Below are 24970 nucleotides of genomic sequence, written 5' to 3' on the forward strand. Positions count from 1 at the left end.
CCGCCCGCAGGCCGACCCGAAAGGCCCCCGATGAGCACCGCCCACCAGCCCGCCGCCCACCAGCCCGCCGCGCCGCCCGCCTGGGGCATCACCCTGCCGCTGCCCGGACTGACCATCGACCGGCACCGCTTCCTGGTCGAACGGCTCCCCGACCTCGGCTACGGCGACGTGTGGAGCGCCGAGGGCGGCGGCACCGACGCCTTCACCCCGCTGGCCGCCACCGCCGCCTGGGCGCCGCACCTGCGGATCGCCACCGGCATCGTGCCGGTGCACACCCGCGGGCCCGCCGTGCTCGCCCAGACCGCCGCCACGCTCGCCCAACTCTCCTCCGGCGGCCTCCTGCTGGGCATCGGCGCGTCCGTGCCCGCGCACGTCACCGACATCAACGGCATCCCGTTCGACGAGCCCTTCAAGCGCACCCGGGACGTGCTGCGCTTCCTCACCGCCGCGCTGCGCGGCGAGCACGTCGCCGGCGACTTCGACACCTTCTCGATCACCGGCTACCGGCTGCCCCACCCGCCCGTCGACCCGGTCAAGGTCATCCTGGGCGCGCTGCGCCCCGGCATGCTCCGGCTCGGCTTCACCGAGGGCGACGGCGCCATCACCAACCTGCTGCGCGCCCAGGACCTGCCCAAGGTGCTGGACGCGGTCGGCCCGCAGCCGCCCGGCAAGGAACTCGTCGTCAAGGTGTTCGTCTGCCCCACCGAGGACACCGCGTACGCGCACCGCGCCAGCCGGCCCTTCCTGGCCTGGATCCTCAACCGCGAGCCCTACCGCAAGTTCCACCAGTGGCTCGGCAACGGCGAGTTGCTCGCCGAGACGCACAAGCGCTGGGCCGACGGCGACCACGAGGGCGCCCAGCGCGCGCTGCCCGACGAGGTGGTCGACGCGCTGTTCCTGCACGGCTCCCCCGAGGAGTGCCGCGAACAGATCCTGCGCTACCAGCAGCCCGGCGTCACCGCCATCCAGCTGTACGTCTCGCTGCCGCCCGAGGTGTTCACCAGCCGCACCCGGCTGCTCGACACCCTCGCCCGGCTCGGACCCGCCGCCCGATGAGCTGCCCCGGCAACTGTCCCACGGCGGGCCGCCGTTCACCGGCGGCCCGCCCACCACCCGACGACCGCACCGGAGTTGACCCATGGAGCTCGAACTGCGCGGTGGCGTCCGCGCCGCCCCCGTGGCCGGCCGCACCCCCGCCGAACGCCAGGCCCTGCGCTGGGCCCCCGACCCGCGCGAACGCACCGCCGACCCCGCCCACATCGCCCGCACCGCACGGGAGTTGGAAGAGGACGGACTCGACTCCGCACTCGTCGTCCAGTCCTCCTCCTGGCCCGACCCGTGGGCCGTCGCCGGCTGGGCGCTGGCCGCCACCACCCGGCTGCGGATCGCCGCCGCCCACCGCATCGGCACCACCTCGCCCACCGCCGCCGCCCGCACCCTCGCCACCCTCGACCGGCTCTCCGGCGGCCGGATCAGCGCCCACCTGATCATCGGCTCCAGCGACGCCGACGTCGCCCGCGACGGCGACACCCTCCCCAAGGCCGAACGCTACCGCCGCGCCGACGAGTACCTCTCGCTGCTCACCCGCTACCTCGCCGCCGAGGAGGACCTCGACCACCACGGCGAGTACTACACCGTCCGCGCCGCCCGCAGCGGCCTGCGCCCGGCCCCCGGCGGCGAACTGCTCTCCTTCGGCGGCTCCTCCCCGGCCGGCGTCGACCTCGCCGCCCGCTACGCCCAGGTCTACGCCGTCCCGCCCCGCCCGCTGCCCGACACCCGGCTGCGGATCGCCGAAGTCCGCGCCGCCGCCGCCCGGCACGGCCGCACCCTGCGGATCTGGCGGCACGTCACCGTCGTCCTCGCCGACACCGACAGCGCCGCCCAGCAGCACCTGCGCCGCCTGCGCCGCGACGCCCTGCGCCTCACCTCGGGCCCCGACGCCGCCCGCCACCTGGACGCCGTCGCCCTCGACCGGGACCGCGAGCGCGGCACCGCCGACCCCGCCGCCGCCCAGGCCCAGGTCGCCGCCTACGTCCGCCGCTCGCTCGCCGGCGCGTACACCGGCTCCCCGGACACCGTCGCCGCCCGGATCGCCCTGCTGCGCTCCGCCGGCGTCGACATCGTCCAACTCGACCTCCCGGTCGAGACCGACCACGACCGCGCCCTGCGCCGGGCCCTGGTCGCCCGGCTCCGCGACCCCCTCCCGCCGCGCCGCGCCTGGTGACGGCCGCGCCCGCGACGGTGTCAGCCGGGCAGCAGCGGCAGCACCCGGGCCGCGACGGCGTACGGCACGGCCCCCGGCGGGGGCGGGGTGCGGCGGGCGTAGCGGGCGAACAACTCCCTCACCCCGGCGTCCAGTTCACCGGCCTCGGCGGGCGTGAGGTGCAGGACGGCGGCGAACGGCTCGGCGGTGACCGCCCTCTCCGGCTCCGGCCGGGTCTCCGTCCCCGGCTCCGGCTGCGGGCCCGGTCGTGCCTCCGGTCGTGCCTCCGGTCGTGCCTCCGGGACGACGGGAGACCCCCAGCGCAGCCGCCAGGGCCGGGCCCGTCCGCCGACCCCGGGGACCTCCTCCACCAGTCCGTAGCGGGCGAGTTGGCGCAGGTGGAACGAGCACAGCCCGGAGCTGAGGCCGAGCCGGGCGGCCGCCCCGGTCGCGGTGGCGGTGCCCGCCTCGGCCAGCAGGTCCAGCAGGGCGAGGCGGACGGGGTGCTCGGGCAGGGTGCGCCGGGGGGCGCCGGTCCCGGTCTCTTCGGTCTCTTCGGTCACTTTGCAAAGCATGCTACTTTGCAAATCCCCTGACAAGCCGTCAGCCGCACCGACACCCGAAAGGGGCCCCCTCGCCATGGCAGACACCCCGCCCGACCGCCGGACCCGCGTCCAGGGGCGGCCCGTCGACGCGTTCCCGGCGCTCGCCCCCGAGACCGAACGCGGCACGGTCCGCCGGATCACCGTCGTCGGGGAGGAGGTCCTGCACCGCCCCTGCCGCCCCGTCACCGCCTTCGGCACCCCCGAACTCGCCCGGCTGATCGACGACATGTTCGCCACCAACCACACCGCCGAGGGCGCCGGACTGGCCGCCAACCAGGTCGGCGCCGACCTCCGCCTGTTCGTCTGGGACATCACCGACGACTGGGGCGTGCGCCACGTCGGCCACATCGCCAACCCCGTGCTGGACGAGACCCCGCCCGCCGCCCGCCGCCTCCTGGAGGAACCGGAGGGCTGCCTCTCCGTCCCCGGCCCCTACCGCCCCCTCGCCCGCCCCGACCACGCCGTCGTCCGCGGCCTCGACCGGCACGGCGACCCCCTGGTCATCGAGGGCCACGGCTACTTCGCCCGCTGCCTCCAGCACGAGAGCGACCACCTCGACGGCCGCCTCTACCTCGACCGCCTCCCCGCCCGCGCCCGCAGGTCCGCCCTCCGCGAGATGGCCGACCGCCAGGAGGAGGTCTTCGCCCGCCGCGCCGCCAACGCCGCCCGCCTCGGCTGAGCCGCTGAGCCGGTGAGCTGCGGGACGGCCGGTGAGCCGCGGGACGGCCGGAGCCCGGGGAGGGCGGGAGGGCTCCGCCGCGGCCCGCCGGGCCCGACCGCCCGCCCGGTGCCGGTGGAGCGGGGGACCCCCGGTGCGCCGGAATCCGGCCGGTGGCTCACACCGGCGCCGCTGTCCGCAGGACCCCCCGCGCCGCCCCCCGCGCCGCCGCGCGGGCCGCGCCCGCGAAGGCCGCCAGGGCGCCGGTGGTGTTCCCGGCGCGCCGGACCAGGCCGTAGCCGACCGGCTCCGCGTCGGCGACGGGAACGTACGCGACGCCGGGCCGGGCGAAGTAGGTCGCCGTGTGCGCGGCGGTGAGGAGGGCGCCCCGGCCGCCCGCGACCAGTACCAGCGCCTCCTGCATCTGGGTCACGGAGGGGCCGGGGGCGATGGGCCTGCCGCTCGGGGTGCGGGTGGGGGCGTGCTGCTCCCGCCGGTAGTCGGGCAGCTCGCCCTCGACCGTGAGCAGGGGGACGCCGGCGAGGTCCTCCAGCGAGACGCTGCCGCGGACGGCGAGCGGGTGCGCGGACGGTACGGCGAGGACGCGCTCCTCGGTGAGGAGGGGCGGGCCGCCGTCCAGGTCGTCCTCCCGGACCGGGAGCTCCTGCAACTGGACGTCGAACTCGCCGTCGCGCAGCCGCCCGTACGGATCGGCCATCGGCACCTCGCAGATCTCCACCGCGAGACCGGGGTGGCTGCCCCGGAGCGCCTCCGTCACCTTCATCACGAACTCGCCGGTGAGCGGGTTGGAGAATCCGACGTGCAGGACCGCGTCGATGCCGCGCGCGGTGGCGACGGCGCGCGCCAGAGCGGCGTCCATCGCGCGGTGGTGCGGTTCGAGGTCGGTGCGCAGCCGGCGGCCGATCGCCGAGATGGTGACGCGGCGGCTGGTGCGGACGAACAGCGGGGCCCCGACCCGCCGTTCGAGGCGCTGGATCAGCTGGCTGACCCGGGCGCGGGAGAGCCCCATCCGCTCGGCGGTGCGGCCGAAGTGCAGCTCTTCGGCAAGCAGGAGGAAGCACTCGACCTCGTCGCGTTCCATCGGTTCCCCCGGGTGAGCCGGATCGGTAAGCCCCGTTGAACGAACGTCCAGGTCTTCGCCGTTGTTCCGCCCGCGCGTCCTGGCCGAAGGTGAACGAGCCGCCGCCCAGCGGGCGGCACACCTCCTTCCCCCGCCCACAGCCAGGAGTCGACCTGTCATGAGTACGACCAAGGCGGCAGCCGCCGCGTTCAGCGCCCGGGAGTGGGGCGTGCTGCTCGTCCTGTGCGGCGCGATCTTCCTCGAGGGCATCGACGTCGCCATGCTGAACGTGGCGATGCCCGCCATCCGCGCGGACCTCGGCCTGTCCACCGGCACGCTGCAGTGGGTGATGAGCGCGTACGTCCTCGGCTACGGCGGCTTCATGCTGGTCGGCGGCCGGGCGGCGGACCTCTTCGGACGGCGCCGGATGTTCGTGGGCTGGCTCGCGGTGTTCCTGGTCTTCTCCGGACTCGGCGGACTGGCCTCGGAGGGCTGGCAGTTGATCGCCGCCCGGTTCGTGACCGGTGCCGCGGCGGCCTTCACGACCCCGGCCGGGCTCTCCGTCATCACCACCGGCTTCGCGGAGGGCCCGCGCCGCAACAAGGCCCTGCTCTTCTACTCCGGTACGGCCGCCGGCGGGTTCTCGATCGGCCTGGTCGCGGGCGGACTGCTCGCCTCGGTCGACTGGCGGTGGGTGTTCTTCGCGCCGGTGGTCCTCTCGGCGCTGGTCCTGGTCGGTGCGCTGGTCTCCGTACCGAAGTCGCCGCGGCCCGACCGGACCGGGCGGGGCCTCGACCTGGCCGGCGGCCTGACCGCCACCGCGGCCGTCCTGCTCCTGGTCCTGGGCGTGGAGCGGGTGGGCCACGCCTCGCCCGCCTCGACCGTCGTCACGCTGGGCGCGGGCCTGGCCTCCCTCGCCGCGTTCGTCGCCGTCGAACGCCGTACGGCCGCGCCCCTGGTCCGGCTCGGCATCTTCCGCAGCGCCGCCCTGGTGCGGGCCAACGTCGCCGGTCTGCTCTTCGCCGCCGGGTTCTTCGGCTTCCAGTTCCTGGTCGTCCTCTACCTCCAGGAACTGCGCGGCTGGTCCGCCCTGGAGACCAGCTTCGCGATGATCGTCGTCGGTGTCGACGCGGTCCTCTCGCCGACCGTCGTCCCCAAGTTGGTCGACCGCTTCGGCAACGCCCGCCTGATCTTCGGCGGCCTGGTCCTCGCCTCCCTCGCGTACGCGCTCTTCCTGCCGCTCGGCGCCGACTGGACCTACCTCGCGATGCTCCCGAGCCTGCTGCTGCTCGGTGTCGCCTTCGCCCTGACGTACGGTCCGCTGACCATCGTCGCGACGGAGGGGGTCGAGGAGGAGGAACAGGGGCTGGCCGGCGGGCTCCTCTACACCGCGTTCCAGTTCGGCGCGGCACTCGGCCTCTCGGGGGCGGCCGCGGTCGACGTCGCGGCCACCGCGTCGGATTCGGCCGCCGCGCGCCTCGACGGGTACCAGGCCGCGCTGTGGGTGCCGCTCGCCGCGGCACTGGGCGCGGCGCTGGTCAGCGCCTTCGGAGTGCGGTCGGGCCGGGGCCGCGCGGTCCGGGAGCCCGATCCCTCGCCCGAGCTCACCACCGCCGGGTGACCCGCCGCCCCGCGCACCCGGAACCCCACCGCGACGGCTCCGGCTCCTCCCCTCCAAGGGGGGTCAGGGGCCGCCCGGGGCGACCGGTCCGGTCTCGTGGGCCAGGCGGTTCGGCCTCCGCGGGCGGTGGGACGCGAGGCCGCCGGTAGTCTCGGCGCCGGACGGACCACCGACCGGGAGGGGAAGCGCCGTGACCGTCGCCGAACACGAACTGACCACCCCCTGGGAGGGCGTCCTGATGGAACCGGACGCCGGCAGCGGCACGGGCGTCCTCGTCCTGGCCGGATCGAGCGGCCGGGTGGAGCGCCGGCGGGCGAGGCTGCTCGCCGAACAGGGCCACCTCGCCCTGGCCGTGCGCTGGTTCGGCGGGCCGGGGCAGCCGCCCGGCATCTGCGAGGTGCCGCTGGAGACGTTCGTCCGGGCCGTCGACCTGCTGCGCTCCCACGGCGCGGAGCGCGTCGCCCTGCTCGGCACGTCGAAGGGCGCGGAGGCCGCGCTGCTCACCGCCGTCCACGAGCCGCGCGTCGACGCGGTGGTCGCCCTCTCCCCGACCTCGCTGGTCTGGTGCAACGTGGGGCCGGGCCGCGACGGGCGGCACCGGCCCTGGAGGTCCTCGTGGACCTGGCGGGGCGAGCCGCTGCCCTTCGTGCCGATGCACGGCGACTCCTGGGAACCCGACGGCCCGGGCGACGGCCCGGTGGCGATCCGCGGCTGGTACGAACTCAGCGAGCGGACCCACGCCCGGCGCCTGGCCGCCGCCGCGATCCCGGTGGAGCGGGCCGCCGCCGACATCCTGCTGGTGGCCGGCGGCGACGACGCGATGTGGCCCTCGCTGCCGTACGCCGAGCGGCTGGCCGCCCGCCGCCGGGCGGCCGGCGCCCCGGTCCGCCTGGTGACCCGCGACGACGCCGGGCACCGGGTGCGCTTCCCCGGCGAAGGCCCCGCCGCCCCCTCGGAGACCTTCGCCCACGGGGGCACGGCCCGCGCCGACGCCCTGCTCGGCGAAGCGGCCTGGGGGCCGGTCCTCGACCTGCTGCACCCCGGCCGGACCGGGGCCGGCCCCGCCTGACGAGCGGCCCGGCCCGGCACGACCGGGGCGGGCACGGGGCGGGGGCGGGGTGCGTTCCCGGCAGAACCGGAGACCGGTCACAACCTGCTCCCGGCGGCCTTACTGTGGGCTTGTCGTGTGATGCCGGGCGGCGGGAGCAGCGGAGTGCGGACGGGAAGTGCGGGGCCCCGGCGGGGCAGCGGAGGTGCGGGCCGTGGCTGAGGAGCCGAAGGCGGCGGCCCCGCGCACCGAGGAGGAACTGCGGGCGGCCCGGGCCAGGGCGGGCGAGCTGGCCGGGGAGTTGCAGGCGCTGCTGGGCGACCGGCCCTCGACGGTCTGGACCGCCGGCGGCGCGGTGCGGGTCTCCGTGCGGCTGCGCGGGCCGCACGGCACGGACCTCGCGATGTCGGTGCTGGCCGTCCTGGGCCGGGCCGACCGGTACGGGCACCGCAAGGGGCCGGGGCGGGAGCAGCTGTGGCTGGAGATCGGGGGCGTGCCCACCGAGGACCACGAGTGGTGACACCCGCGGGCCCCGGCCGGGCGCCGTCCGGCCGGGGCGGGCCGGTGCGGGCCGGTGCGGGGCGGGGCGGAGTCAGGCCGGGCCGGGGCGGGTCAGGGTGCCCAGCTTGTCGGGGTTGGAGACCGCGTGGATCCCGGTGATCAGGTCGCCCTCCGGGGCCAGGTCCAGGACCAGCACCGCGAACGGGCGGCCGAAGGCCGAGAAGGCCACGGCGGGTGCGCCGTTGACGGTCCGCCAGGAGGTCTCCAGGCCGCGGCCGGTCTTCGCGGCCAGCGCCACCAGCAGCCGGGCCACCTGGCCGCGGCCGGTGAGCGGCCGCCGCCCGCCGGGGGCCTTGCCGCCGCCGTCGCCGACCAGGGTCACGTCCGGGGCGAGCAGTTCCAGCAGCGCCGCCAGGTCGCCGCCCAGGGCCGCCGCCAGGAAACGCTCCGTCACCCGCCGCCGCACGCCCGGCTCCGGCTCGTACCGGGGCCGCCGGGCCCGCACGTGCTCGCGGGCCCGCTTCACCAACTGCCGCACCGCCGCCGGGCTGCGGCCCAGGATCCCGGCGATCTCCGCCCCGCTGTACCCGAACACCTCGTGCAGCACGAACGCCGAACGCTCCAGCGGCGACAGCGTCTCCAGCACCACCAGCAGCGCCAGCGACACCGACTCGGCCCGCTCGGCCGCCAGCGCCGCGTCCCCCGCCGCGCCGTCCGCCCCGGCCTCCGGGCCCACCAGCGGCTCCGGCAGCCACGGGCCGACGTACGTCTCGCGCCGCCGGGCCGCCGCCGCCCGCTGGGCCAGCGCCCGGTTCACCGCGATCCGCACCAGGTACGCCTTCGGGTGCTCGATCTCCGCGGCCGCCGGGTCGGCGGTCCGCGCCGCCCAGGCCAGCCAGGTGTCCTGGAGCACGTCCTCGGTGTCGGCGACGCTGCCGAGCAGGTCGTAGACCAGCGCGAACAGCAACTCCCGGTGCTCCTCGTACTCCCGGACCGCCCGCTCCCCGGCCGCCTCCCCGACCGCGCCCGCCTCCCCGACCGCGCCCGCCGCACCCGCCGTGCCCGTCGTCTCCGCCGGGTCCGTCGCGCCCGCCGTCTCCCCGTCCATCCCGCACCCCTCGTCAGCCGGTCGTGTCCGCACCAGGGAACCGGACGATCCGCCCGAACGGGACCGGACCGCACCCGGTGTGATCCGGATCATGCCGCCGTCCGGGCCGGGCCACCCGTGCCCGAACAACCGTCCGTGCACCTCAAGTAGGCTGAGCGCGGCCGGAAGTGACGGTGCCACGACGAGCCGGGGGCCGCCCCGGACCCGTCCGGGAGCCCGCCGCGGGGGCGGCCGACGGGGACGGACACGCGAAGGACAGGCACAAGTGGACAGCGACAACCGCGCCGGCGCACGACTCCAGGACCGGCCGGAGGACCAGGCGGGGGACCGGCCGCCGACGGCCTGGCAGTACCTGCTGGACGACGGCCTCGACCCCGCCGGACGGATCCCCGTGCACGCCGTGCGCGGCAGCACCCCGCCCGGGGCCGGTCCCGACGGCTACCGCCCCAACCCGCGCCACGGCCGCCCGCTGTCCCCGCCCGCGCCCGCCGGTGCGCCCGCCCCCGCGCTGCCCCCGCTCGGCGCCGGCCGCCGCCCCGCCGGACGCGCCCTGCTCTCCTGGCTGGAGGACGGCCGCGCCCCCCGGCTGTGCCGCATCACCGGCTCCTCCGGCAGCGGCCGCACCCACCTGCTGACCTGGCTCGCCGCCGCCTGCCCGCCCGACCACCCGCGCCCCGGCCGCCGCGTCCACGCCCTGCTGGACGCCGAGGGGCTGACGGTCCGCTCGGCCACCGCCCGGCTCGCCGACCTGCTCGGCCTCACCGCGGGCGAACCCGCCGACCTGCTCGAAGCGCTCCAGGACGGCACCCCCCGCACCATCGTGGTCACCGACCTCGACCGGGCCGGCGGCCCCCGGCTGCCCGACCTGCCCGAACGCGTCGCCCGTGAACTCCTCGTCCCGCTGCTGTCCGTGCCCTGGCTGCTGCTGGTCGTCGAAGCCGCCCACGGCCCCGCCGCCGACGCGCTCGGCGCCGCCGCCCCCACCGGCGCCGTCCTCGACCTCGACCAGCCGCAGTGGACCGACCCCGCCAAGTACGCCGACTGGTGCGCGGGGCTCCCCGGCCACCCCGTCGACCCGGCCACCACCCACCCCAGCCCCGGCCTCGCCCAGCTCGCCGCCCGCACCCCCGGCGCCGCCCCCGACCCGGCGCTGCCGCCCGCCGCCCGCGCCGCCGCGCTCGCCGAAACCTGGTGGACGGCCGTCCCCGCCGCCGAACGCGCCGCGCTCACCGCCCTGGCCGGCGCCGAGGGTCCGATCAGCACCGCGCTCTGGGCCACCCTCCCCGGCGCCGACGCCCGCTCCGTCGCCGCGGCCGCCGACCTGCTGCCGCCGCCCCCGATGGCCGACCGCTGGCGGCTGCGCCCCCGGCAACTCGCCGACCTGGTCGCCGCCGGCCGCCCGCCCGTCGACCACGCCGCCATGATGTGGGAGGTGGCCGGCGGCATACCCGCCCGCCCCGACGGCGGTCCCGACCTCGCCGCCAGCGACCCCGAACGGCTCGCCCTGCTGGTGCGGCACGCCTCCGCCGGCGACCCCGCCACCCCGCTGCTCGGCGAGATCGACCTGCTGCTGCACGCCGAACCCGCCACCGTCACCGCCGCGTTCCAGCTCGCCGAGGACGCGGGCGCGCCGCCCACCCCGCTCGCCGAAGCCTGGCGCCGCGCCGCCCCCGACCGGGCCGCCACCGCCCGCCCCGTCGACCGGGCCGCCGTCCTGCACGCCCACCTCACCGGCCGCCACGCCGACGCCGCCGCGCACTGCGCCGCCCTCGCCCGGCAGACCGACACCCGCTGGCACGCCGTCTGGCAGCACGTCCCCGCCGGTGGCCCGTGCGCGGCCACCCTCGGCCTCGGCCCGTTCGCCGGCCACCTGCTGCTCGTCGACGGCAGCGGACTGCACCTCGCCGACCCCGCCACCGGCCGGCTCCTCGGAGCCCCCGAACCGCTCACCGAACCCCACCCGCGGGCCCTGACCGGCACCCCGTTCGGCGGTGCCCTGCTGCTCAACGCCTCCGGCGCGCTGCGCTCGCTCACCGTGCGCGGCGTCGAGGGCGTCCCGGGCGGCGCGTCGGCCGCCCCGGACGCCTGCACCGCCGTCGCCGCCCACGAGGACGTCATGGTGTTCGGCCGTCCCGACGGCCTGACCACCTACAGCGAGGTCTCCACCGGCACCACCCACCGGCCCGAACTCCCGCTGCACGAGGGCCCGGTCACCGCCCTCGACGTGGCCCCCGCCGACGGTGGCGCGCTGGTCGCCAGCGGCGGCGAGGACGGCCGGGTCTGGACCTGGATGCCCGGCCGCCCCCCGCTGCCCGCCCCCGTCGACCAGCGCCCGCACCCGGTCACCGCCGTCGCCCTCGGCAGCACCCCCGCCGGGCTGCTGCTCGCCGCCGCCTGGTCCGACGGCCTGCTGCGGCTGCGCCGCTGGGGCGAGCGCCACCGGGGCGCCGACATCCGCCTCGGCGCGGCCGTCCGCACCCTCTCCGTCACCCCCGACGGCCTGGTCGTCGCCGCCCTGCCCGGCTCGGTGCTGGCGCTCACCCTGGTCGGCTGAGCGCCCGCCCCGCCGTAGATCCCGCCCGGTGTGTTGAAAGTTGACGGCATCGCCGAGAACTTCAACGAAAGACCGGGTGGACCGCCATTTCCGGTTGGTTCCTGATCGAGTTTGACCAGCGGAAGGACATTGGGCGTCAAAGAAGCCGCCGTTCCTTCCCCCTCAACGGATGAATCCTCCCGCGAACCGTGAATCGCGAACCAAGTCCGACCGGAAACGAGGAATCGATGTCTGAACACCGTGACGGGGTCGACCACGTGGAGAGGGCGTGCGCAGTCCTCGCCGGGCTGCCCGCCGCCCAGCGGCTGGCCGAACTCGAGAAGCTCTGCCGCCGCACCGAGCGGGCCCTCGGCCGGGCCGTCCTCGACACCGCCGCCGAGGTCTACGAGCAGGGCCACGACACCGCGCTGCACCGCACCCCGTACGCCTACGGGTACCTGCGCCGCAGCCTCGGCTTCCGCGCCGAACACCGAACGGACGGCTGACAGTTGTACACCTACATGTGCCGCACCCGCTGGGGCGACATGGACGCCTTCGGGCACGTCAACAACCTCAAGGTGCTCCAGTACGTCCAGGAGGCCGTCTACTGCCTGCTGTACGACGACACCGAGGGCCAGGACCTGTTCGAGGACGGTTTCATGATCGCCCGTCACGAGATCGACTACCGCTCCCCGCTCTACCACTGCCCCACCCCGCTGCCCGTGCAGATCTGGGTGGAACGCCTCGGCCGGTCCTCGATCAGCACCACCTGCGAGGCCCGGCGGCACGGACAGTTGGTGTTCCAGGCCCGGACGGTCACCGTGCCGACCGACGCCGCGACCCGGCGCAGCCGCCCGCTGCGCGAGGCCGAACGCCGCCACCTCAACCGCTACCGGGTCCGTCCCACCGGCCCCGTCGCCTCCGTGGCCCCCGTCGGCCGCGTCCCCGTGCGCTCCACCGGCCGGATCAGGGTCCCCGTCCCCGCCCCCGGCGAGCGCGAACGCGAGCGCGAGCGCGCCTGCTGAACGGGCCCGCCGGACGGGTGCGCCGAGCGCGTGTCCCGAGCACGCCGAGCGCGTGTCCCGAGCACGTGTCCCGAGCGCGTGTCCCGGGCGTTCCACGGGAGCACCCTCCCCGCGCCGAGGGAGGACCAGTACCGGCCCCGGCCCGGGTGACCCCACCCGGGCCCGGGGCCGGCCCCCGTTCCCGCCCGCCCGGCCGACCCGGCCGGCGGCGTCGAACGCGATCCCGCGCCCGTCAGCTGAACCACCCGGGGCCCGGCCCGTCCGGGACCGGCACCGGGGACGGGACGCCGTCGTTCGGCGGGGCGTCGGCGCCCGTGCGCCGCAAGCCTTCCGGCACCGCCGCCGGGGCCGGTGGCTGCGGGGGGACGGGTCGGACCAGCGGGTAGTACGAGGGATCGTTCATGACGCCAATCGATCACCACCGCTCCCGCCCGCCAAGCACCCGGCCCGCACGGCTCACCCCGCCGCCGGGCCGGACCCCCGCCTGCCCGCCGACGGCCGCTGACGGCCGCCGACGGCCGCCAGCGCCCCCGGAAGCCGCCGACCCGGCACTGCTCCGCGCTACCCGCCCAGCCGGGCGAACCTGCCCTCCAGCCGTGACAGTTGCAGCGTCGTCGCCGGGGAACGCAGCGCGTCCTGCCGCTCCCGGAAGCTCGCGTACGCCCGCCGGGCCTGGTGGATGTTGCCCGCGTCCAGCTCGAGGTGCGCCAACTGCAGCAGCGACAGCCCGATCGTCCGGTGCTCGCCCGGCGGCCTGGCCCGCAGCGAGGCCCGCAGGTACGACAGCGAGGACTCGGTGGCCCGCAGCGAACGGTGCACCTGCGCCGCCTGGTACAGCAGGGCCGGCTCCGGGTACCGGTGCGGGCCGCCCTCCGACGCCGCCCGCCCCGCCCAGTGCTGCGCCCCCTCCAGGTGCTTCAGCGCCTGCGCGGACTGCCGCAGCCGGGCCGCCGCCACCGCCTGCTGGGCCAGCACGAACGCCCGCACGCCCGGCGCCGCGTCCGGCGGCAGGTGCTCGGCCGCCGCGTCCGCCAGCCGGGCCGCGTACGCCTGGTGCCCCAGCGCCCCGGCCTGGGTGCTCTGGTCGCGCAGCGCCATCGCCTGGGCCGGGCCGTCCTGCGCCTCCGCCGCGAGCTGGTACGCCAGCCGGTAGTGCCGCTGGGCCTCCCCGTGCCGGTTGTCGTCGGTGTACGTCCGCCCGACCAGGCGGACCAACTGGGCGGCGGCGACCAGCAGTTCGCGGTGCCGGGGGCCGCCGGCCGGGGACTTCGCCCAGGGCAGCACGTGGTCGCGCAGGTAGCCGAGCAGCAGGCTGCGGGCGATCGCCCCGCCGTACCCGTCGTAGTGCCGGGCACCGAACGCCGTCATCTCCCGCACCGCTTCCACCTGCCGCGCCCCCACCCGTTCGGGACCGGAACGCCGGACGGACGGGACCAGCGGCGGTCGGGGCGCGGATTCCGCCGCCGACCCGGGTTTCACCGCCTGCCCGGTTTTCGCCGGAGCCCCGGGTTTCACCGGCGGGCGGGGGGAGGGAAGCGTCCGGATCCGGAACAGCGGAGGCTGAAAGGCTTCGTCCTGCGGCTCACTGGAATTCGGCCAGGAATGCAGTCGGCGCAGCCCCGTCAGGGCGTCCGTCGGCTCCTGCTCCGCTTCTTCCGCGAGCGCGGGATCGGCCGGCTGGAGGCCGAGCTCGCCGCGCGAGACCGGGCGGCCCAGCCGCCGGGCGAACGCCTCCTCCAGCAACTGCGGACCGGGCGGCCGGGGCTGGGTGCCGGACAGCCAGTGCGCCACCGTCGTCCGGTCGTAGCCCACGCTGAAACCGCTCTCCCGGGCCACCTTCTGCAGCGCGGCCGCCAGCGCCGGGCCGTTCCACCCGGCCTCCGCCATGCAGCCGCGCAGCGCGGTGTTCGGAACACGGGTGTGCGGCATCGACAACTCCTCGACGACTCCTCGTGCGGACCACTCAAGGGATTGTCCACAGAATAACCGGCGGCGCCGACGACCAATACCGATTTCCGCCGAGCGCCGACTGTTCAACGCGCGGGGGCGGAAACCGATACTGCGCCCCGGGTTCTGTTCGGTGGCGAAGGAGTGAATCCCCGGCGGCGGGCGGGAGTGACGGCGACGGATAAATGCGATGACACGGCAGGAATATGGTATTCCTGCTCTTCTCGCGCTCCAGGCCCCTGGGCCCGGTACCTCCAGATCAGCTAATCCCTTAATCTACGGATCCTTGGATCCTGCTGCCTCTGGATGCCGGGCCCCTGCTGGTAGCCCGCCTATTCGAACTTCTCCGCGCCCCCGGCCTCCTCCAGCATTCGCCGCATCATCTTCCCGGTGTCCAGGTGCCGGTGCTCGGTGCCCACCGGCACCAGCCGGTGGGTCAGCTCCAGGAAGCCGCGCACCGGTTCGGCCGGGGTGTGCAGCACCGCGGTCTGGCCGGGCGTGCTCAGCGCGATGGCCAGCAGGTCCCCGTCCGCGCTCGACCGGCGGATCGTCACGTCCCCGATCCCGGCCCACCCCTCCAGCCCGTCCGCCAGCAACTCCCGGGCGAACAGCCAGGTGATCGGCTCCTCCAGGTCCACGTGACAGTCCAGGTGCACGGCGTACGGATCGGCCCGGTGGTAGCGCAGCCGGGCCGGCACCGAGACCCGCAGCCCCGGGCACGGCGAGACGGTCACGTCCAGCATCAGCACGCAGTCCGGCTCGCCGTTGCGCCGCAGCCAGGCGTGCGGGATGTTCTGGTGGCTCACTGGGCTTCCCTCGGGCGGACGACGGACGGGGCGACGGACGGGGCAGCGAACGGGGTTGCGGGCGGGGGAGGGGGCGCGGCCCCGACGGTGGCGGGGCCGGGCTCCGGCCCGCTGGGTCCGTCGGGTCCGCCGAGTCCGTTGGGCCCGTCGGGCCCGGGATCGGGCGGGGGGTGCGGGGCGAACCGCTCCCGCGCGGGTGCCGGGTGGGCGGAGAACCGGGGCGGTGTGACCAGCCGGGACCACTCGTGGTCCCGGCGGCCGGGCACGGTACGGCCGGACTGGTGCCAGATGGTCACCAACCGGGCGTAGATGGGGGCTTGCTGAATCGTTTCGTCGCGGACGCCCGTCGGGGCCCAGGGGTCAGCACTCACGTCCGGGGATAACGACCGAACCCGGGGGCGGTCACGGCACTCGTCCGTCCGCCGTGCCGGACAGCGGGCGATCCCGCCGCCGATCCGCCCGACTCGTCCGGACAAGCGACGGAATGTCAGGCCCCCGAGGCCGCCCGGCAGCTCACCTTCCCGCGCTTCCGACTCCGGGCACCCCTGGCGCCCCTGCTGCCCCTCCCGCCCTCGGCGTCCTCGGCGCCGCGCCGGGCCCCGGCGGCCAGCGTCGCGGCCTGCGCCCGGGCGCGGTCGAAGACCCGCACCGGGTTCGGCGCGGACGTCCACGGGTGGGCGCCGCACCACGGGCCGAGCAGCCGGAACTGCTCCAGCGCCAGCGCGGGCTGCCGCGACAGCAGCGCGAAGTGCGCCAGCAGGTGCCGCAGCGCCGGCACCTGGTCGTTCGACGCCGGCACCGCGTCCAGCGCCGCCGCCACCCGGGGCAGCAGCTCCCGGTACCGGCGGCCGGCGGGCAGCCCGCCCGGGCCGTGCCGCGACTCCAGCTCGGTGAGCGCCTGCAGGTACAACCCGGGCAGCGGCGAACCGGCCGGGGCCCCCTCCACCGCGCGCACCGCGAAGCGCAGCATCAGCGCGTCGCTGCCGTGCCACTTGGCGCACCAGTACTGCATCGCCTGCCAGTGCCCGCCGACGTGGTGCGGCGCCCGGGCCACCACCTCGGCCCACAGCTCCCGGAACTCCCGGTGCGACAGCCGCATCCCGCGCGCGGCGGTGACCATCACCACCCAGGGCCCGGGATCGCGCCCGTCCGCCTCGGCCGCCGCCCGGGCCAGCCGGTACGCCACGGGCAGCTGCGCCCGGAACGCGGCCAGCCGGTCCGGCTCGACCCGCGCCGCGAAACCGCCGCCGCGCGCCTCCCAGGCCCGCTGCACCAGCAGCCTGGCCCGGACCGTCGCGGCGGCGCACGGCGCCGTCCCCGCCTCCTCCCACGCGGTCAGCCACTCGTCGCGCGCGGCCGCCACCCGGGTCAGGAAGTCCAGCCGGGACCAGCGCTCGTCCCAGTCCTCGCCGGCCGCCGCCACGTACGCCTCGGCCGCCCGCCAGCCGCCCGCCAGGCAGGAGTCCGCCAGCGCCTCCAGCTCCTTGCGCCGCAGCAGCCGCATCGGCGGCCCGGCCCGGCCCGGGTCCAGCTCCACCGAGGACGCCAGCCCGTGCGCCGACGGATCGAACCCCGAGGTCTCCACCTTCCCCGGCCCCGACCAACCGCCGCCCCGACGCCGTGCGAACAGCACGATCAGCGCGGCGAAACCGAACAACAGGACGGGGATCATGCGGAGAATGATCTACCACCCGGCTCCGCCCCGGCACGCCACCCCCCTTTCTGTGACACGGTTGAAACCGTTGCGGTAACCGGGTGGTGTGGGTACGGCCGACGGCGGGCGGCCGTAGCCCCGGCCGTCCTCCGCCGCGAGCCGGTCGAGCTCGCCGTCCGCCTCCGACACGGCGGTGGCGGGCAACCGGGCTTCCGGCCGGCCGGGTCGCGGGGCGGCCCGGGGGAGTGCGGGGAACTGCAGGGAACTGCGGGGAGCTGCGGGAGGCCGCCGCGTGGCGGCCGGGCTGAGGGGCGGGGAGCGCCGAGGGCAGCCAAGGCCGGTGGCCTTGGCTGCCCTCGGGTGGTGGGGGCGGGTCAGAACCGGGTGCTGATGGTGACGTCGGCGAAGTCGGTGGCGGCGTACAGGCTCAGGTAGCGGTAGCCGGCGGTGGGGTTGGTGACGGTGATGGTCTGGGCGGTGCCCGGGTCGGTGGAGGAGGCGGTGAAGGCGCCGGGGGAGGCCCAGGTGGTGTCGTTGTAGTACAGGTACGCGGTGCCGGTTCCGCCGTCCGCGGTGACCTTCAGGGTGGTGGTGCCGGCGGGCAGGTAGACGTACAGGTAGTCGGTGCTGCCGGCGGTGCGGGTGCGGCCGGTGCGCCGGCAGTTCCGGCCCATCGCGTCGGGGCGCTGGTCGGTGCAGGTCGGCAGGGCGGGGGCGTCGCCGTCGACGGTGGTGGTGACCGAGGCGGGGGTGGCGGTGGTGCGGCCGTCGGCGTCGGTGACGGTCAGGGCGACGGTGTAGGTGCCGGCCTTGGCGTAGGTGTGCGAGGGGTTGCGCTCGTCGGAGGAGGACCCGTCGCCGAAGGTCCAGTGCCAGGCGGTGATCCGCGCCGGTGAGCCGGTGACCACGGAGCGGTCGGTGAGGGTGACGGTGGCGCCGTTCACGGACCGGTCGAACAGCGCGGTCGGGCCGGTGGCGAAGCAGGCGCCGTCCGCGCACCGGGTCAGCCAGGCGTCGAAGTCGGCGTCGTAGGAGGTGCCGAGGCCGTCGTAGACCGCGTACCCGCCCCGGTAGTCGCCGGCGCGGAAGCGGCCGAGCACGGCGTACACGTCCGCCGGGTGCTTCTCGACCATGTAGCGGACGGCCAGGTAGCCCCACGGGTAGACCCGGGTGGAGTCCGAATTGCCGTACGTGTTCTGGAAGATCGTCGACAGCTTGTAGGTGTGTTTGCCGGCCTCGGCCATCGCCTGGGTGTCGGTGACGCCCCGGTAGGCGTACGACTGGTACTCGGCGACCCCCTCGATCCACCAGATGTCCGGGACGGACGTCTCGGCGGCGAAGTCGCCCTTCATGTCGTAGACGTTGTCGAGGTAGTGGGTGTACTCGTGGTTGAGGTTCCACACGTTGCCCGGGAAGTCGTCGTTCCACGACTTCTGGTACATCACGCACACCGGCTGGTTGTTCGGGTCGGTGACGTCCATGACGGTCTGGCCGCCGTTGTCGGTCGAGTTGCCGTAGATCGCCCACGAGTAGGTCTGGTAGTCGGCGGCACTGGCGAACACCGGCATGACGACCGTCCTGCCGTACTGGTTCGGCACCGGGCCGTCGTCCTTGACCAGGCCGTGGAAGAAGGCGTCCTCGCCGCGCAGGCTGTCGCACACCGGCCGTAGTTGGGCCACCGTCAGGGCCTGGGCGCGCAGCGTCCTGTGGTCGCAGACCAGGACGTTGGGCAGGACGGCGTCGGCGAGCCTGGTCGGCAGGTCGCAGGTGCCGTAGTACGCGCACTGGCCGTGGTCGTAGGCGTTGGCGTTGAACGCCACGTGCACGTACAGCGGGCCGGTCGCGCCGAGGATCCGGGTGGTGTCGAGGACCTGTTTGACCAGCGGCTTGGCGGCGTTCTCCACGGCGGTGGAGGTGCCGGCCATCCGGGCGAGGTCGTTGCCCGCGTTGACGTCCAGGAAGGCGTTCGGAGTGCCCAGCAGGTCGCGGTGGCCGAGCGTGAAGTCGCCGAGCGAGGCGACCAGGCCGGTGTCCGCGCCGATCGCGTTCACGAAGTCGGTGTTCCAGTTGCCGCGCCACAGCGGGGCGAACAGCACCGCGTTGACCGCGTTGACCATCTTCGGCGTCGCGTCGTACCCGTTGTCGTAGCCGTCCAGCACCTGCTCGTAGACGTTCAGGTACCCGGCCTGGACATTGGCGCTGTCGGTCAGGATCAGCGCGTCGTACAGCACGGCGCCGTTGGCGTCGGTGACGTCCTTCCACCGGGTGCCCGCGAAGAAGGCGTCCAGACCGGCCCGGGTCGCGCTGGTCAGCGCGGCGCCGTAACCGCCGACCTGGGACGGGTAGTAGGACTGCACGTAGTAGCCGGCCCGCAGGAACTGCACCAGTTGCAGGACGCCGGAGCCGTTGGTGCCGTCGTAGCCCGCCGCCAGGTCCTTGAAGGCGCCCGCGACGGTGAGCATGTTGGACTGCTTGAAGATCGGGCCCGCGTCGGCGCCGGTCACGTTGTACAGCGTGTTGACGCAGGTGTTCGTCGAGGACTTGACGAAGTTCACCAGGTCGGTGCCGGTGCGGCTGCCGAAGTCGGCGTAGGTGCAGCTCTGCGCGGCGGCGGCTGCGGCGGTTGCGGTTGCGGCCTGCGCACCGGCCGGGCCGGTCCCGGGGCCGGGGGCGGCGTTCCGGGCGGCCGGGCGCGGGGCGGTCTGGACGGCGGTGCCCTTCGGCTGCCCCATCTGGACCTGGCCGAGCAGGGCGGGCGGCAGCGGTGCGGACACCGGGGTCAGGCTCTCGGGCGCGGCGTCGACGATCGGACCGAGCGGCTTGGGGACGGCCCCGCCGGGGGCGTCGGCGCCCTCGGCGGGGACCGGGGCGGAGGCCGGGGCGAAGGCCGCCGCACCGGCGGCCTTCGCGGGCTGTCCGCCGGTGGCGGCCACGGCCGGGGAGACCGGCAGCAGGGTGGCCGCGACGGTGCAGCCGGCCAACAGGCCGGCCGCCAGGGCGGGGAGGGGTATGCGCAGACGCACTGCTTCTCCTGGGGGAGGGAGTTCACCGGGCACGACAGACGGGGGAGGGTGGCGCGGTGAGCATCCTGGCACCGGGCGCAGGGTCAGAACAATGTCACAGGTCATATGACATTGCATGGACGCGGCATAACACGGAGGGGAAGACCTTGGCCCGCCCCGGGCTTCAGGTGCGTGGCGGGCGGAACGTCCGGCCGGCCCAACCGTGCAGGTGGGGGGCCTCGGCGGCGAGTTCCCGGTACGCGGCGGCCGCCGCCCCGCACAACGTGTCGGCCAGGCCCGGGCCGATCGTGGCACGCCGCCACAGCAGCACGTACCGCAGCCACAGCGGCGTCCCCAGCAGCGGCTTGACCGCGACGCCGGGCACCGGCGCGGTGCTGCCCGGGACCAGCGCCGCGCCCAGTCCGGCGGCCACCAGGTCGAGCACCTCCCGCCGCCCGCAGGGCAGTTCGCGCACCCCGGCCGGGGCGAACGCGGCCGCCTCGCAGGCGGCCCGGAACAGCGCGGGCCAGGGCGCGCCGTCGGCGGCGGGCAGTAGCCAGGTCTCGCCGGCCAGGTCGGCCGGCGCGGGTTCAGTGTGGTGGCGCAGCGGGTGCCCGGCGGGCAGTGCGACGAACACCGGCTCGGTGGCGACGGCGCGCGCCGCCAGCGCGGGCGTGGCGCGCGGGCCCGGGCCGGGGTGGTCGAGCAGCAGCGCCAGGTCGAAGGGGGGCTCGGGGGCCGGGGTCGAGGCCGGGGCCGGGGTCGCGGGCGGTTCGGCGGCCCGGACGGAGGGTGGCTCGGGGTTCCGCGCGGGGGGCGGCTCGGGGTGCCGAGTGGGGGCCAGGGCGAAGCGCAGCTCGGGCCGGAGCTGCCTGGTCCTGGCCAGGGTGCCGGGCAGCAGGGCGGGGCAGTCGGTGGCCAACCGCAGTTCGCGGTGCGGACGTTCGCCGTCCGGGACGGCGGCCCGGCCCAGTCGGTCGACCCGGGAGAGCACCTCGCGGGCGGCGGCCAGCACCTCGGCCCCGAACGTGGTGGGCACCACGCCGGCCGCCGTCCGGTCGAACACCGCCGCGCCCAAGTGGTGCTCGATCCGCCGCAGTTGGGTGCTGGTCGCGGGCTGGGACGCGCCGATCGCGGCCGCCGCCCGCCCCACGCTGCCGCTGTCGGCGATCGCGCAGAGCACCCGCAGGTGTCGCAACTCCAGATCCACGACCGGCCCTCCTCGCGCGGGCGGCCCCGCCTCGGCGGTGGCATCGGACGATTCATGCAATGTCACACGCAACATGTCAGATGGTTTTGCTCACCTTCGCCTCCCGGCAGTGCCGCGTCAAGCCCCCGGATGCCGAAGACCCCTGGACGGCGGCCCCGCCGCCACCCCGGGTCGTCGATCGGGTCGTCGGTCGGGCCGTCGGTCGGGTCGCGTCAGCCGGACGGCGTGCGGACCTCCACCGGGGGAGGGGGAGGGGAGCCGGCGGGCAGCGGATGGCGCTGGTACCACTCCGTCCCCGCCATCCGGGCCCGGTCCGCCGGGGACGCGGCCGCCAACCGGCCCGGCAGCGCGCCGCGCTCCACCTCCGAGCGGTGCGCGAACACCGCCGCCAACTTGCGCTCCAGCCACGGCGACACGTCCAGCGCCTCCGTCTCCCCGTCCGGCACGGTGTACGCCGTCCGCCCGGGGCGCAGCAGCAGCGGGGCCAACTCGCGACCCGCCCCGTCCGGATGCGTGGCCAGCAGTAGCCGCCGCACCCGCACGGGCCCGCCCAACTCCGGGTACAGGCCCGGCAGCGCGGCGGCCTGCACCGCGAGCACCGTCAACCGGTGGGTCTGCCGGTGGTCCGGATGCCCGGTCATCCCGCCGTACGCGTCGTGCGTCACCACCCACTCCGGCCGGAACCCGCGCAACTGGGCCACCAGCCCCCGCACCGCCTCCTCCAGCGGCACGTCCAGCAGTCGGGCCGCGCCGGGCGCCGACTCCGGGACCTTCGCGTCCGCGTAACCCAGCAGCCGGGGCGCCCCGGCCCCCAACTCCGCCAGCGCCCGCGCCAGTTCGGGCGCCCGGTGGGTCCCCGCCGCCCAGGTCGCGGTCACCACGGCGGTCCGCGCCCCCGCCGCCGCGTGCCGGGCGAGCAGACCGCCCGCCGCGAGCGACTCGTCGTCCGGATGGGCGAACACGCCCAGTACGTCGGGCAGTTCCATCCCGCCACCACCTCTCCACGCACGATCGTGCCTGCCCGCCACGCTAGGGCCCGTCTTCAAACCCCCGTCTGCCCCACAACGCCTGGCACGCCCTCTCGCCGCACCGGGCGAAAGGCCAAGTACATCCAGTACGAGGCCTTCCGGCGCCGGACGGTCAGGCGGTCGGGCGGGGCGGGCAGGTGCAGAGCGGGGCGAAGGCCCGGGCGGCGGCCGCGGCGAGGTCGGCGGCGATGGCGGGGGGCGGGTCGCCGGCCAGGACGCGGCGGCGCAGTTCGCGCAGGGTGGCGCGGTGCAGGCCGGTGAGGGCGCCGGCCAGCAGGGGGGCGTCGGGGGAGGGCGGCAGCGCGGCGGCCAGGGCGGCTTCGGCGCGTTCGCCGATCTCGCGTTCGCGGGCGCGCAGCGCGGGGCTGGCCTCGACGGTGCGGAAGAAGGCGGCGGAGCCGGGGGCGAGGCCGATCGCGGGGTCGGTCCGGCGCAGGGCGGCGCAGAGGTCGTCGCGGACGGCGGCGGCGGGGCAGCAGGTCCCGGGCGGGAGCGGGTCGACCAGGGCGGCGAGGTGGCGTTCGACCTCCTCCTGCCGGTCGAAGAACAGGTCTTCCTTGGTCGGGAAGTAGTTGAACACCGTGTTGGTGGAGACGCCCGCGTGCCGGGCGACCTCGGCGACGGTGACCCGGTCGAAGCCGTGCTCCAGGAAGAGCGGCAGCGCGGTGTCCGCGATGGCGGTGCGGGTCTGCTGCTTCTTGGTCTCGCGAAGGCCCATGCGCCCATCGTACGGAATGGTAGGGTCACTGAAAAATTGGTGTCACACCAAGTTTCTTCGACGGATGACGCCGGACGAGGATGAGGGAGAGCGAAATGGCTTACCGGCGGCGGGAGTTCACCTTCGGCATCTACCCGGGCGGGCTGGTCGGCGACGAACACGGCCTGGTCCACCCCGTGCGGCCCGACGACCCGGTGCGGGTGGCCGAGGCGCTCGACCTGCTGCAGGGCGCGGAGCCCGGCTTCCGGGTGCGGGTCTACCGCTCCTTCGCGGCCACCGTCCCCGCGCCGCCGCAGACCCCCGACGGCTGGGAGGCGTACCTGCGGCGGCCGGGGCGGCGGGTCGACCTGGTGGTCCAGTTCCGCGAGCCGACCGGCTCCCTGGCGGGCTGGGAGGCGTACGTACGGGGCCAGGTGCGCGAACTCGGCGACCGGCTCGGCTCGGTGCAGGTCTGCGAGGAGCCCAACGCCGACCTGCCGGTGCTGGACGGCAGCATCCCGAACGTGCTGGCCGCGCTGGTGGCCGGGGTGGTCGCCGCCAAGGACGAGGTGCGCGCGCTCGGCCTGGACGCCACCGTCGGCTTCAACGCCGTCCCCGCCTTCGGCCCGGACGCGACCTTCTGGCCCGACCTCGGCCGGCTCGTCGACGACCGCTTCCTGGACGCGCTGGACTACGTCGGCCTGGACTGCTTCCCGGACGTCTTCCGCCCCGTCCCCGCCGAACGCCTCGCCGAGGTCACCGGCTGGCTGCTGGACACCTTCCGGCACACCGACCTGCCGAAGGCCGGCATCCCGGCCGACGTCCCGATCCGGATCTGCGAGAACGGCTGGCCGACCGGCCCGGGCCGCCCCGAGGAGGCCCAGGCGCGCGTCCTGGAGACGGTGGTCCGCACCGTCGCCGCCCGGGCCGGGGAACTCGGCATCGACGGCTACACGCTGTTCGCGCTGCGCGACGCGGACAGCTCCGGCGCGGGACTGTTCCGGCACTTCGGGCTGCTGCGCGACGACCACACGCCCAAGCCGGGGTTCGACACCTACCGCCGCCTGATCGCCGAACTCGGGCCGCGGCTCAGGGGGTCGGACGGGTAGACCGGCGGGTGGGGGGCCGGGGAGTGGCGGCGGGCGAGGGGGTGATCGTCGAACTCGGGCCGGGGCTTCTGAACTCGATCGGTGATGTCGGAGTCGTTCGCCCGGCAGCGGTGGCTCCGGTAGCTCCGGGCCCGTCCGGGACCGGGCGGTAGGGCTTGGCCCGCACCCTCGCCCCGGTCCGCTCGGCGAAACGGCGCGGATCACCACCCGGCAGAACCGGCCGGTGGGCCGTCAGCCGCGGAGCGCCGTCACCAGCGCGCAGGTGAAGACCGCCGTGACCCACGTCCACAGCACCGACAGCGCTACGTGGGCGGCGGTGCGGAGGCGGTTGCCGCGCCGGAGTCTCGGGGGGAAGACCGCGAACTCGAAGAGCCGACGGGCGCCCCGGAAGAGGGTCTGGGCGGCGAGCAGCGCGGTGCCGAGGCGGCTGCCGGCGAGGAGGTCGGGGGCGAGGAGGAGGGGGAGGAGGCCGAGCAGGGCGCAGGTGAGGGCGATGAAGAAGAGGTGGACGTAGGAGACCTGGCGGGTCAGGAGGCTGGTGGCGGTCAGGTCGGCGGGCCAGCCGATGATTCGCGGCAGAACGATGTGGAAGGCGCCCATCGCGATCAGGGCTGCGCCCACCGGGCGGAGTTGGCCTTCCAGGGTGAGCAGGTGAGTCACCATGCGCGGTGCTTTCCGGGCGAGCCGGTGGTGGTAGCGGGTGAGCAGGTTGCCGCCGAGGGCCATCACCCGGCTGTCGGTGTCGCTGCGCAGGATCTTCAGCCCGCGCATGGTCCGTCCCTGCGGGGTGGGGAAGCGGGTGAAGATCCGGTAGCCGGTGAGGACCTGGTCGGTGCCGAAGCCGGCGGGCAGGAACGCGGGCCGCAGGTCGCGGGTGTCCACCAGGGCGGCGGCGAAGCCGTGCTCGGCGCCGGCCGGGTCGGTGTAGGTGTCGAGGGTGAGCCCCGGTGGCAGCAGCGGTTGCAGGACCTGCGGCGGCAGGGCGTAGGTGAGGACCAGCGAGTGCGCGAAGCGGGTCCGCATCGGGACGGGGGAGCGGCGAGCACGGCCCTGGTGACGTTGATCACGCCCGGCGCCCTCCCCGGCCGCACCACCGCTGGTCAGCGGGGGGACCGCCCCGGGGCGGCGGGAGCG

General features: G+C 76.0%; 21 protein-coding genes. 10 read left to right on the top strand and 11 right to left on the bottom strand.

Translation table 11 applies throughout. From position 1 onward, the window contains the following. The first annotated feature begins 30 nt into the window (after nt 1-30). A complete protein-coding gene (locus tag OO48_RS23610) occupies nt 31-1056 on the top strand; it encodes an LLM class F420-dependent oxidoreductase (protein ID WP_051732597.1) in 1026 nt (341 codons plus the stop codon). An 82-nt stretch (nt 1057-1138) separates the two neighbouring features. Beyond that, nucleotides 1139-2224, top strand: a complete 1086-nt coding sequence (locus OO48_RS23615; RefSeq protein WP_033219525.1) for an LLM class flavin-dependent oxidoreductase — start codon at nt 1139-1141, stop codon at nt 2222-2224. A gap of 20 nt (nt 2225-2244) precedes the next feature. On the opposite strand, the gene OO48_RS23620 is transcribed toward OO48_RS23615, so the two are convergent. Next, nucleotides 2245-2778 (bottom strand): helix-turn-helix domain-containing protein, encoded by a 534-nt coding sequence (locus tag OO48_RS23620; RefSeq protein WP_051732599.1) that lies wholly within the window; start codon nt 2776-2778, stop codon nt 2245-2247. A 64-nt stretch (nt 2779-2842) separates the two neighbouring features. On the opposite strand from OO48_RS23620, the gene def reads away from it, so the two are divergent. After that, nucleotides 2843-3487 carry a peptide deformylase gene (def, locus tag OO48_RS23625; protein ID WP_033219529.1) on the top strand — a complete coding sequence of 215 codons (645 nt, stop codon included), beginning with the start codon at nt 2843-2845 and terminating at the stop codon, nt 3485-3487. A 157-nt stretch (nt 3488-3644) separates the two neighbouring features. Here def and OO48_RS23630 read toward each other — a convergent pair whose 3' ends face one another. Next, nucleotides 3645-4568: a LysR family transcriptional regulator gene (locus OO48_RS23630; protein ID WP_033219531.1), complete on the bottom strand. Its 924-nt coding sequence runs from the start codon at nt 4566-4568 to the stop codon at nt 3645-3647. 157 nt (nt 4569-4725) lie between these two features. On the opposite strand from OO48_RS23630, the gene OO48_RS23635 reads away from it, so the two are divergent. From OO48_RS23635 to OO48_RS23645, 3 genes are all read left to right on the top strand, one after another. Next, on the top strand, nt 4726-6168 hold the full coding sequence (locus OO48_RS23635; protein ID WP_033219533.1) for an MFS transporter: 1443 nt from the start codon (nt 4726-4728) through the stop codon (nt 6166-6168). A 190-nt stretch (nt 6169-6358) separates the two neighbouring features. Then, a complete protein-coding gene (locus OO48_RS23640) occupies nt 6359-7237 on the top strand; it encodes an acyl-CoA thioester hydrolase/BAAT C-terminal domain-containing protein (RefSeq protein ID WP_033219535.1) in 879 nt (292 codons plus the stop codon). A gap of 193 nt (nt 7238-7430) precedes the next feature. Then, nucleotides 7431-7736 (top strand): hypothetical protein, encoded by a 306-nt coding sequence (locus OO48_RS23645; protein WP_033219537.1) that lies wholly within the window; start codon nt 7431-7433, stop codon nt 7734-7736. A 72-nt stretch (nt 7737-7808) separates the two neighbouring features. Here OO48_RS23645 and sigJ read toward each other — a convergent pair whose 3' ends face one another. Continuing rightward, nucleotides 7809-8825, bottom strand: a complete 1017-nt coding sequence (gene sigJ / locus OO48_RS23650; protein ID WP_081952322.1) for an RNA polymerase sigma factor SigJ — start codon at nt 8823-8825, stop codon at nt 7809-7811. Nucleotides 8826-9090: 265 nt separating this feature from the next. Between sigJ and OO48_RS38490 the strand changes: the two genes are divergently transcribed. The 3 genes from OO48_RS38490 (at nt 9091) to OO48_RS23665 (ending at nt 12383) form a co-directional block, all read left to right on the top strand. Continuing rightward, nucleotides 9091-11379, top strand: a complete 2289-nt coding sequence (locus OO48_RS38490; RefSeq protein WP_033219539.1) for a hypothetical protein — start codon at nt 9091-9093, stop codon at nt 11377-11379. Nucleotides 11380-11606: 227 nt separating this feature from the next. Continuing rightward, nucleotides 11607-11864: a hypothetical protein gene (locus OO48_RS23660; protein ID WP_157845521.1), complete on the top strand. Its 258-nt coding sequence runs from the start codon at nt 11607-11609 to the stop codon at nt 11862-11864. 3 nt (nt 11865-11867) lie between these two features. Then, on the top strand, nt 11868-12383 hold the full coding sequence (locus OO48_RS23665; protein WP_051732601.1) for an acyl-CoA thioesterase: 516 nt from the start codon (nt 11868-11870) through the stop codon (nt 12381-12383). A gap of 561 nt (nt 12384-12944) precedes the next feature. Here OO48_RS23665 and OO48_RS23670 read toward each other — a convergent pair. From OO48_RS23670 to OO48_RS23700, 7 genes are all read right to left on the bottom strand, one after another. Continuing rightward, a complete protein-coding gene (locus OO48_RS23670; protein WP_033219542.1) occupies nt 12945-14312 on the bottom strand; it encodes an NsdA family TPR-like regulatory protein in 1368 nt (455 codons plus the stop codon). Between the two features lie 350 nt (nt 14313-14662). Continuing rightward, nucleotides 14663-15136, bottom strand: coding sequence for an SsgA family sporulation/cell division regulator (locus OO48_RS23675; protein ID WP_051732603.1), 474 nt, complete (start codon nt 15134-15136; stop codon nt 14663-14665). Between the two features lie 487 nt (nt 15137-15623). Next, nucleotides 15624-16808: a hypothetical protein gene (locus tag OO48_RS23680; RefSeq protein ID WP_051732606.1), complete on the bottom strand. Its 1185-nt coding sequence runs from the start codon at nt 16806-16808 to the stop codon at nt 15624-15626. Nucleotides 16809-17164: 356 nt separating this feature from the next. Continuing rightward, nucleotides 17165-19813 (bottom strand): collagenase, encoded by a 2649-nt coding sequence (locus OO48_RS23685; protein ID WP_033219544.1) that lies wholly within the window; start codon nt 19811-19813, stop codon nt 17165-17167. Nucleotides 19814-19976: 163 nt separating this feature from the next. Further along, nucleotides 19977-21002, bottom strand: a complete 1026-nt coding sequence (locus OO48_RS23690; protein WP_033219546.1) for a LysR family transcriptional regulator — start codon at nt 21000-21002, stop codon at nt 19977-19979. A gap of 212 nt (nt 21003-21214) precedes the next feature. Continuing rightward, nucleotides 21215-21988 (bottom strand): PIG-L deacetylase family protein, encoded by a 774-nt coding sequence (locus tag OO48_RS23695; RefSeq protein WP_033219548.1) that lies wholly within the window; start codon nt 21986-21988, stop codon nt 21215-21217. A 154-nt stretch (nt 21989-22142) separates the two neighbouring features. After that, nucleotides 22143-22748 (bottom strand): TetR/AcrR family transcriptional regulator, encoded by a 606-nt coding sequence (locus tag OO48_RS23700; RefSeq protein WP_033219550.1) that lies wholly within the window; start codon nt 22746-22748, stop codon nt 22143-22145. Nucleotides 22749-22843: 95 nt separating this feature from the next. Here OO48_RS23700 and OO48_RS23705 point away from each other — a divergent pair, with 95 nt between their 5' ends. Beyond that, nucleotides 22844-23836, top strand: coding sequence for a glycoside hydrolase 5 family protein (locus OO48_RS23705; protein ID WP_033219552.1), 993 nt, complete (start codon nt 22844-22846; stop codon nt 23834-23836). A gap of 231 nt (nt 23837-24067) precedes the next feature. On the opposite strand, the gene OO48_RS36575 is transcribed toward OO48_RS23705, so the two are convergent. Further along, entirely contained in the window at nt 24068-24859 is a 792-nt protein-coding gene (locus OO48_RS36575) for a YqjF family protein (RefSeq protein ID WP_081952323.1), read from the bottom strand. Nucleotides 24860-24970: the final 111 nt, after the last annotated feature.

The sequence above is a fragment of the Kitasatospora phosalacinea genome (assembly GCF_000716545.1).
GTDB classification, from domain to species: Bacteria; Actinomycetota; Actinomycetes; order Streptomycetales; family Streptomycetaceae; genus Kitasatospora; species Kitasatospora phosalacinea.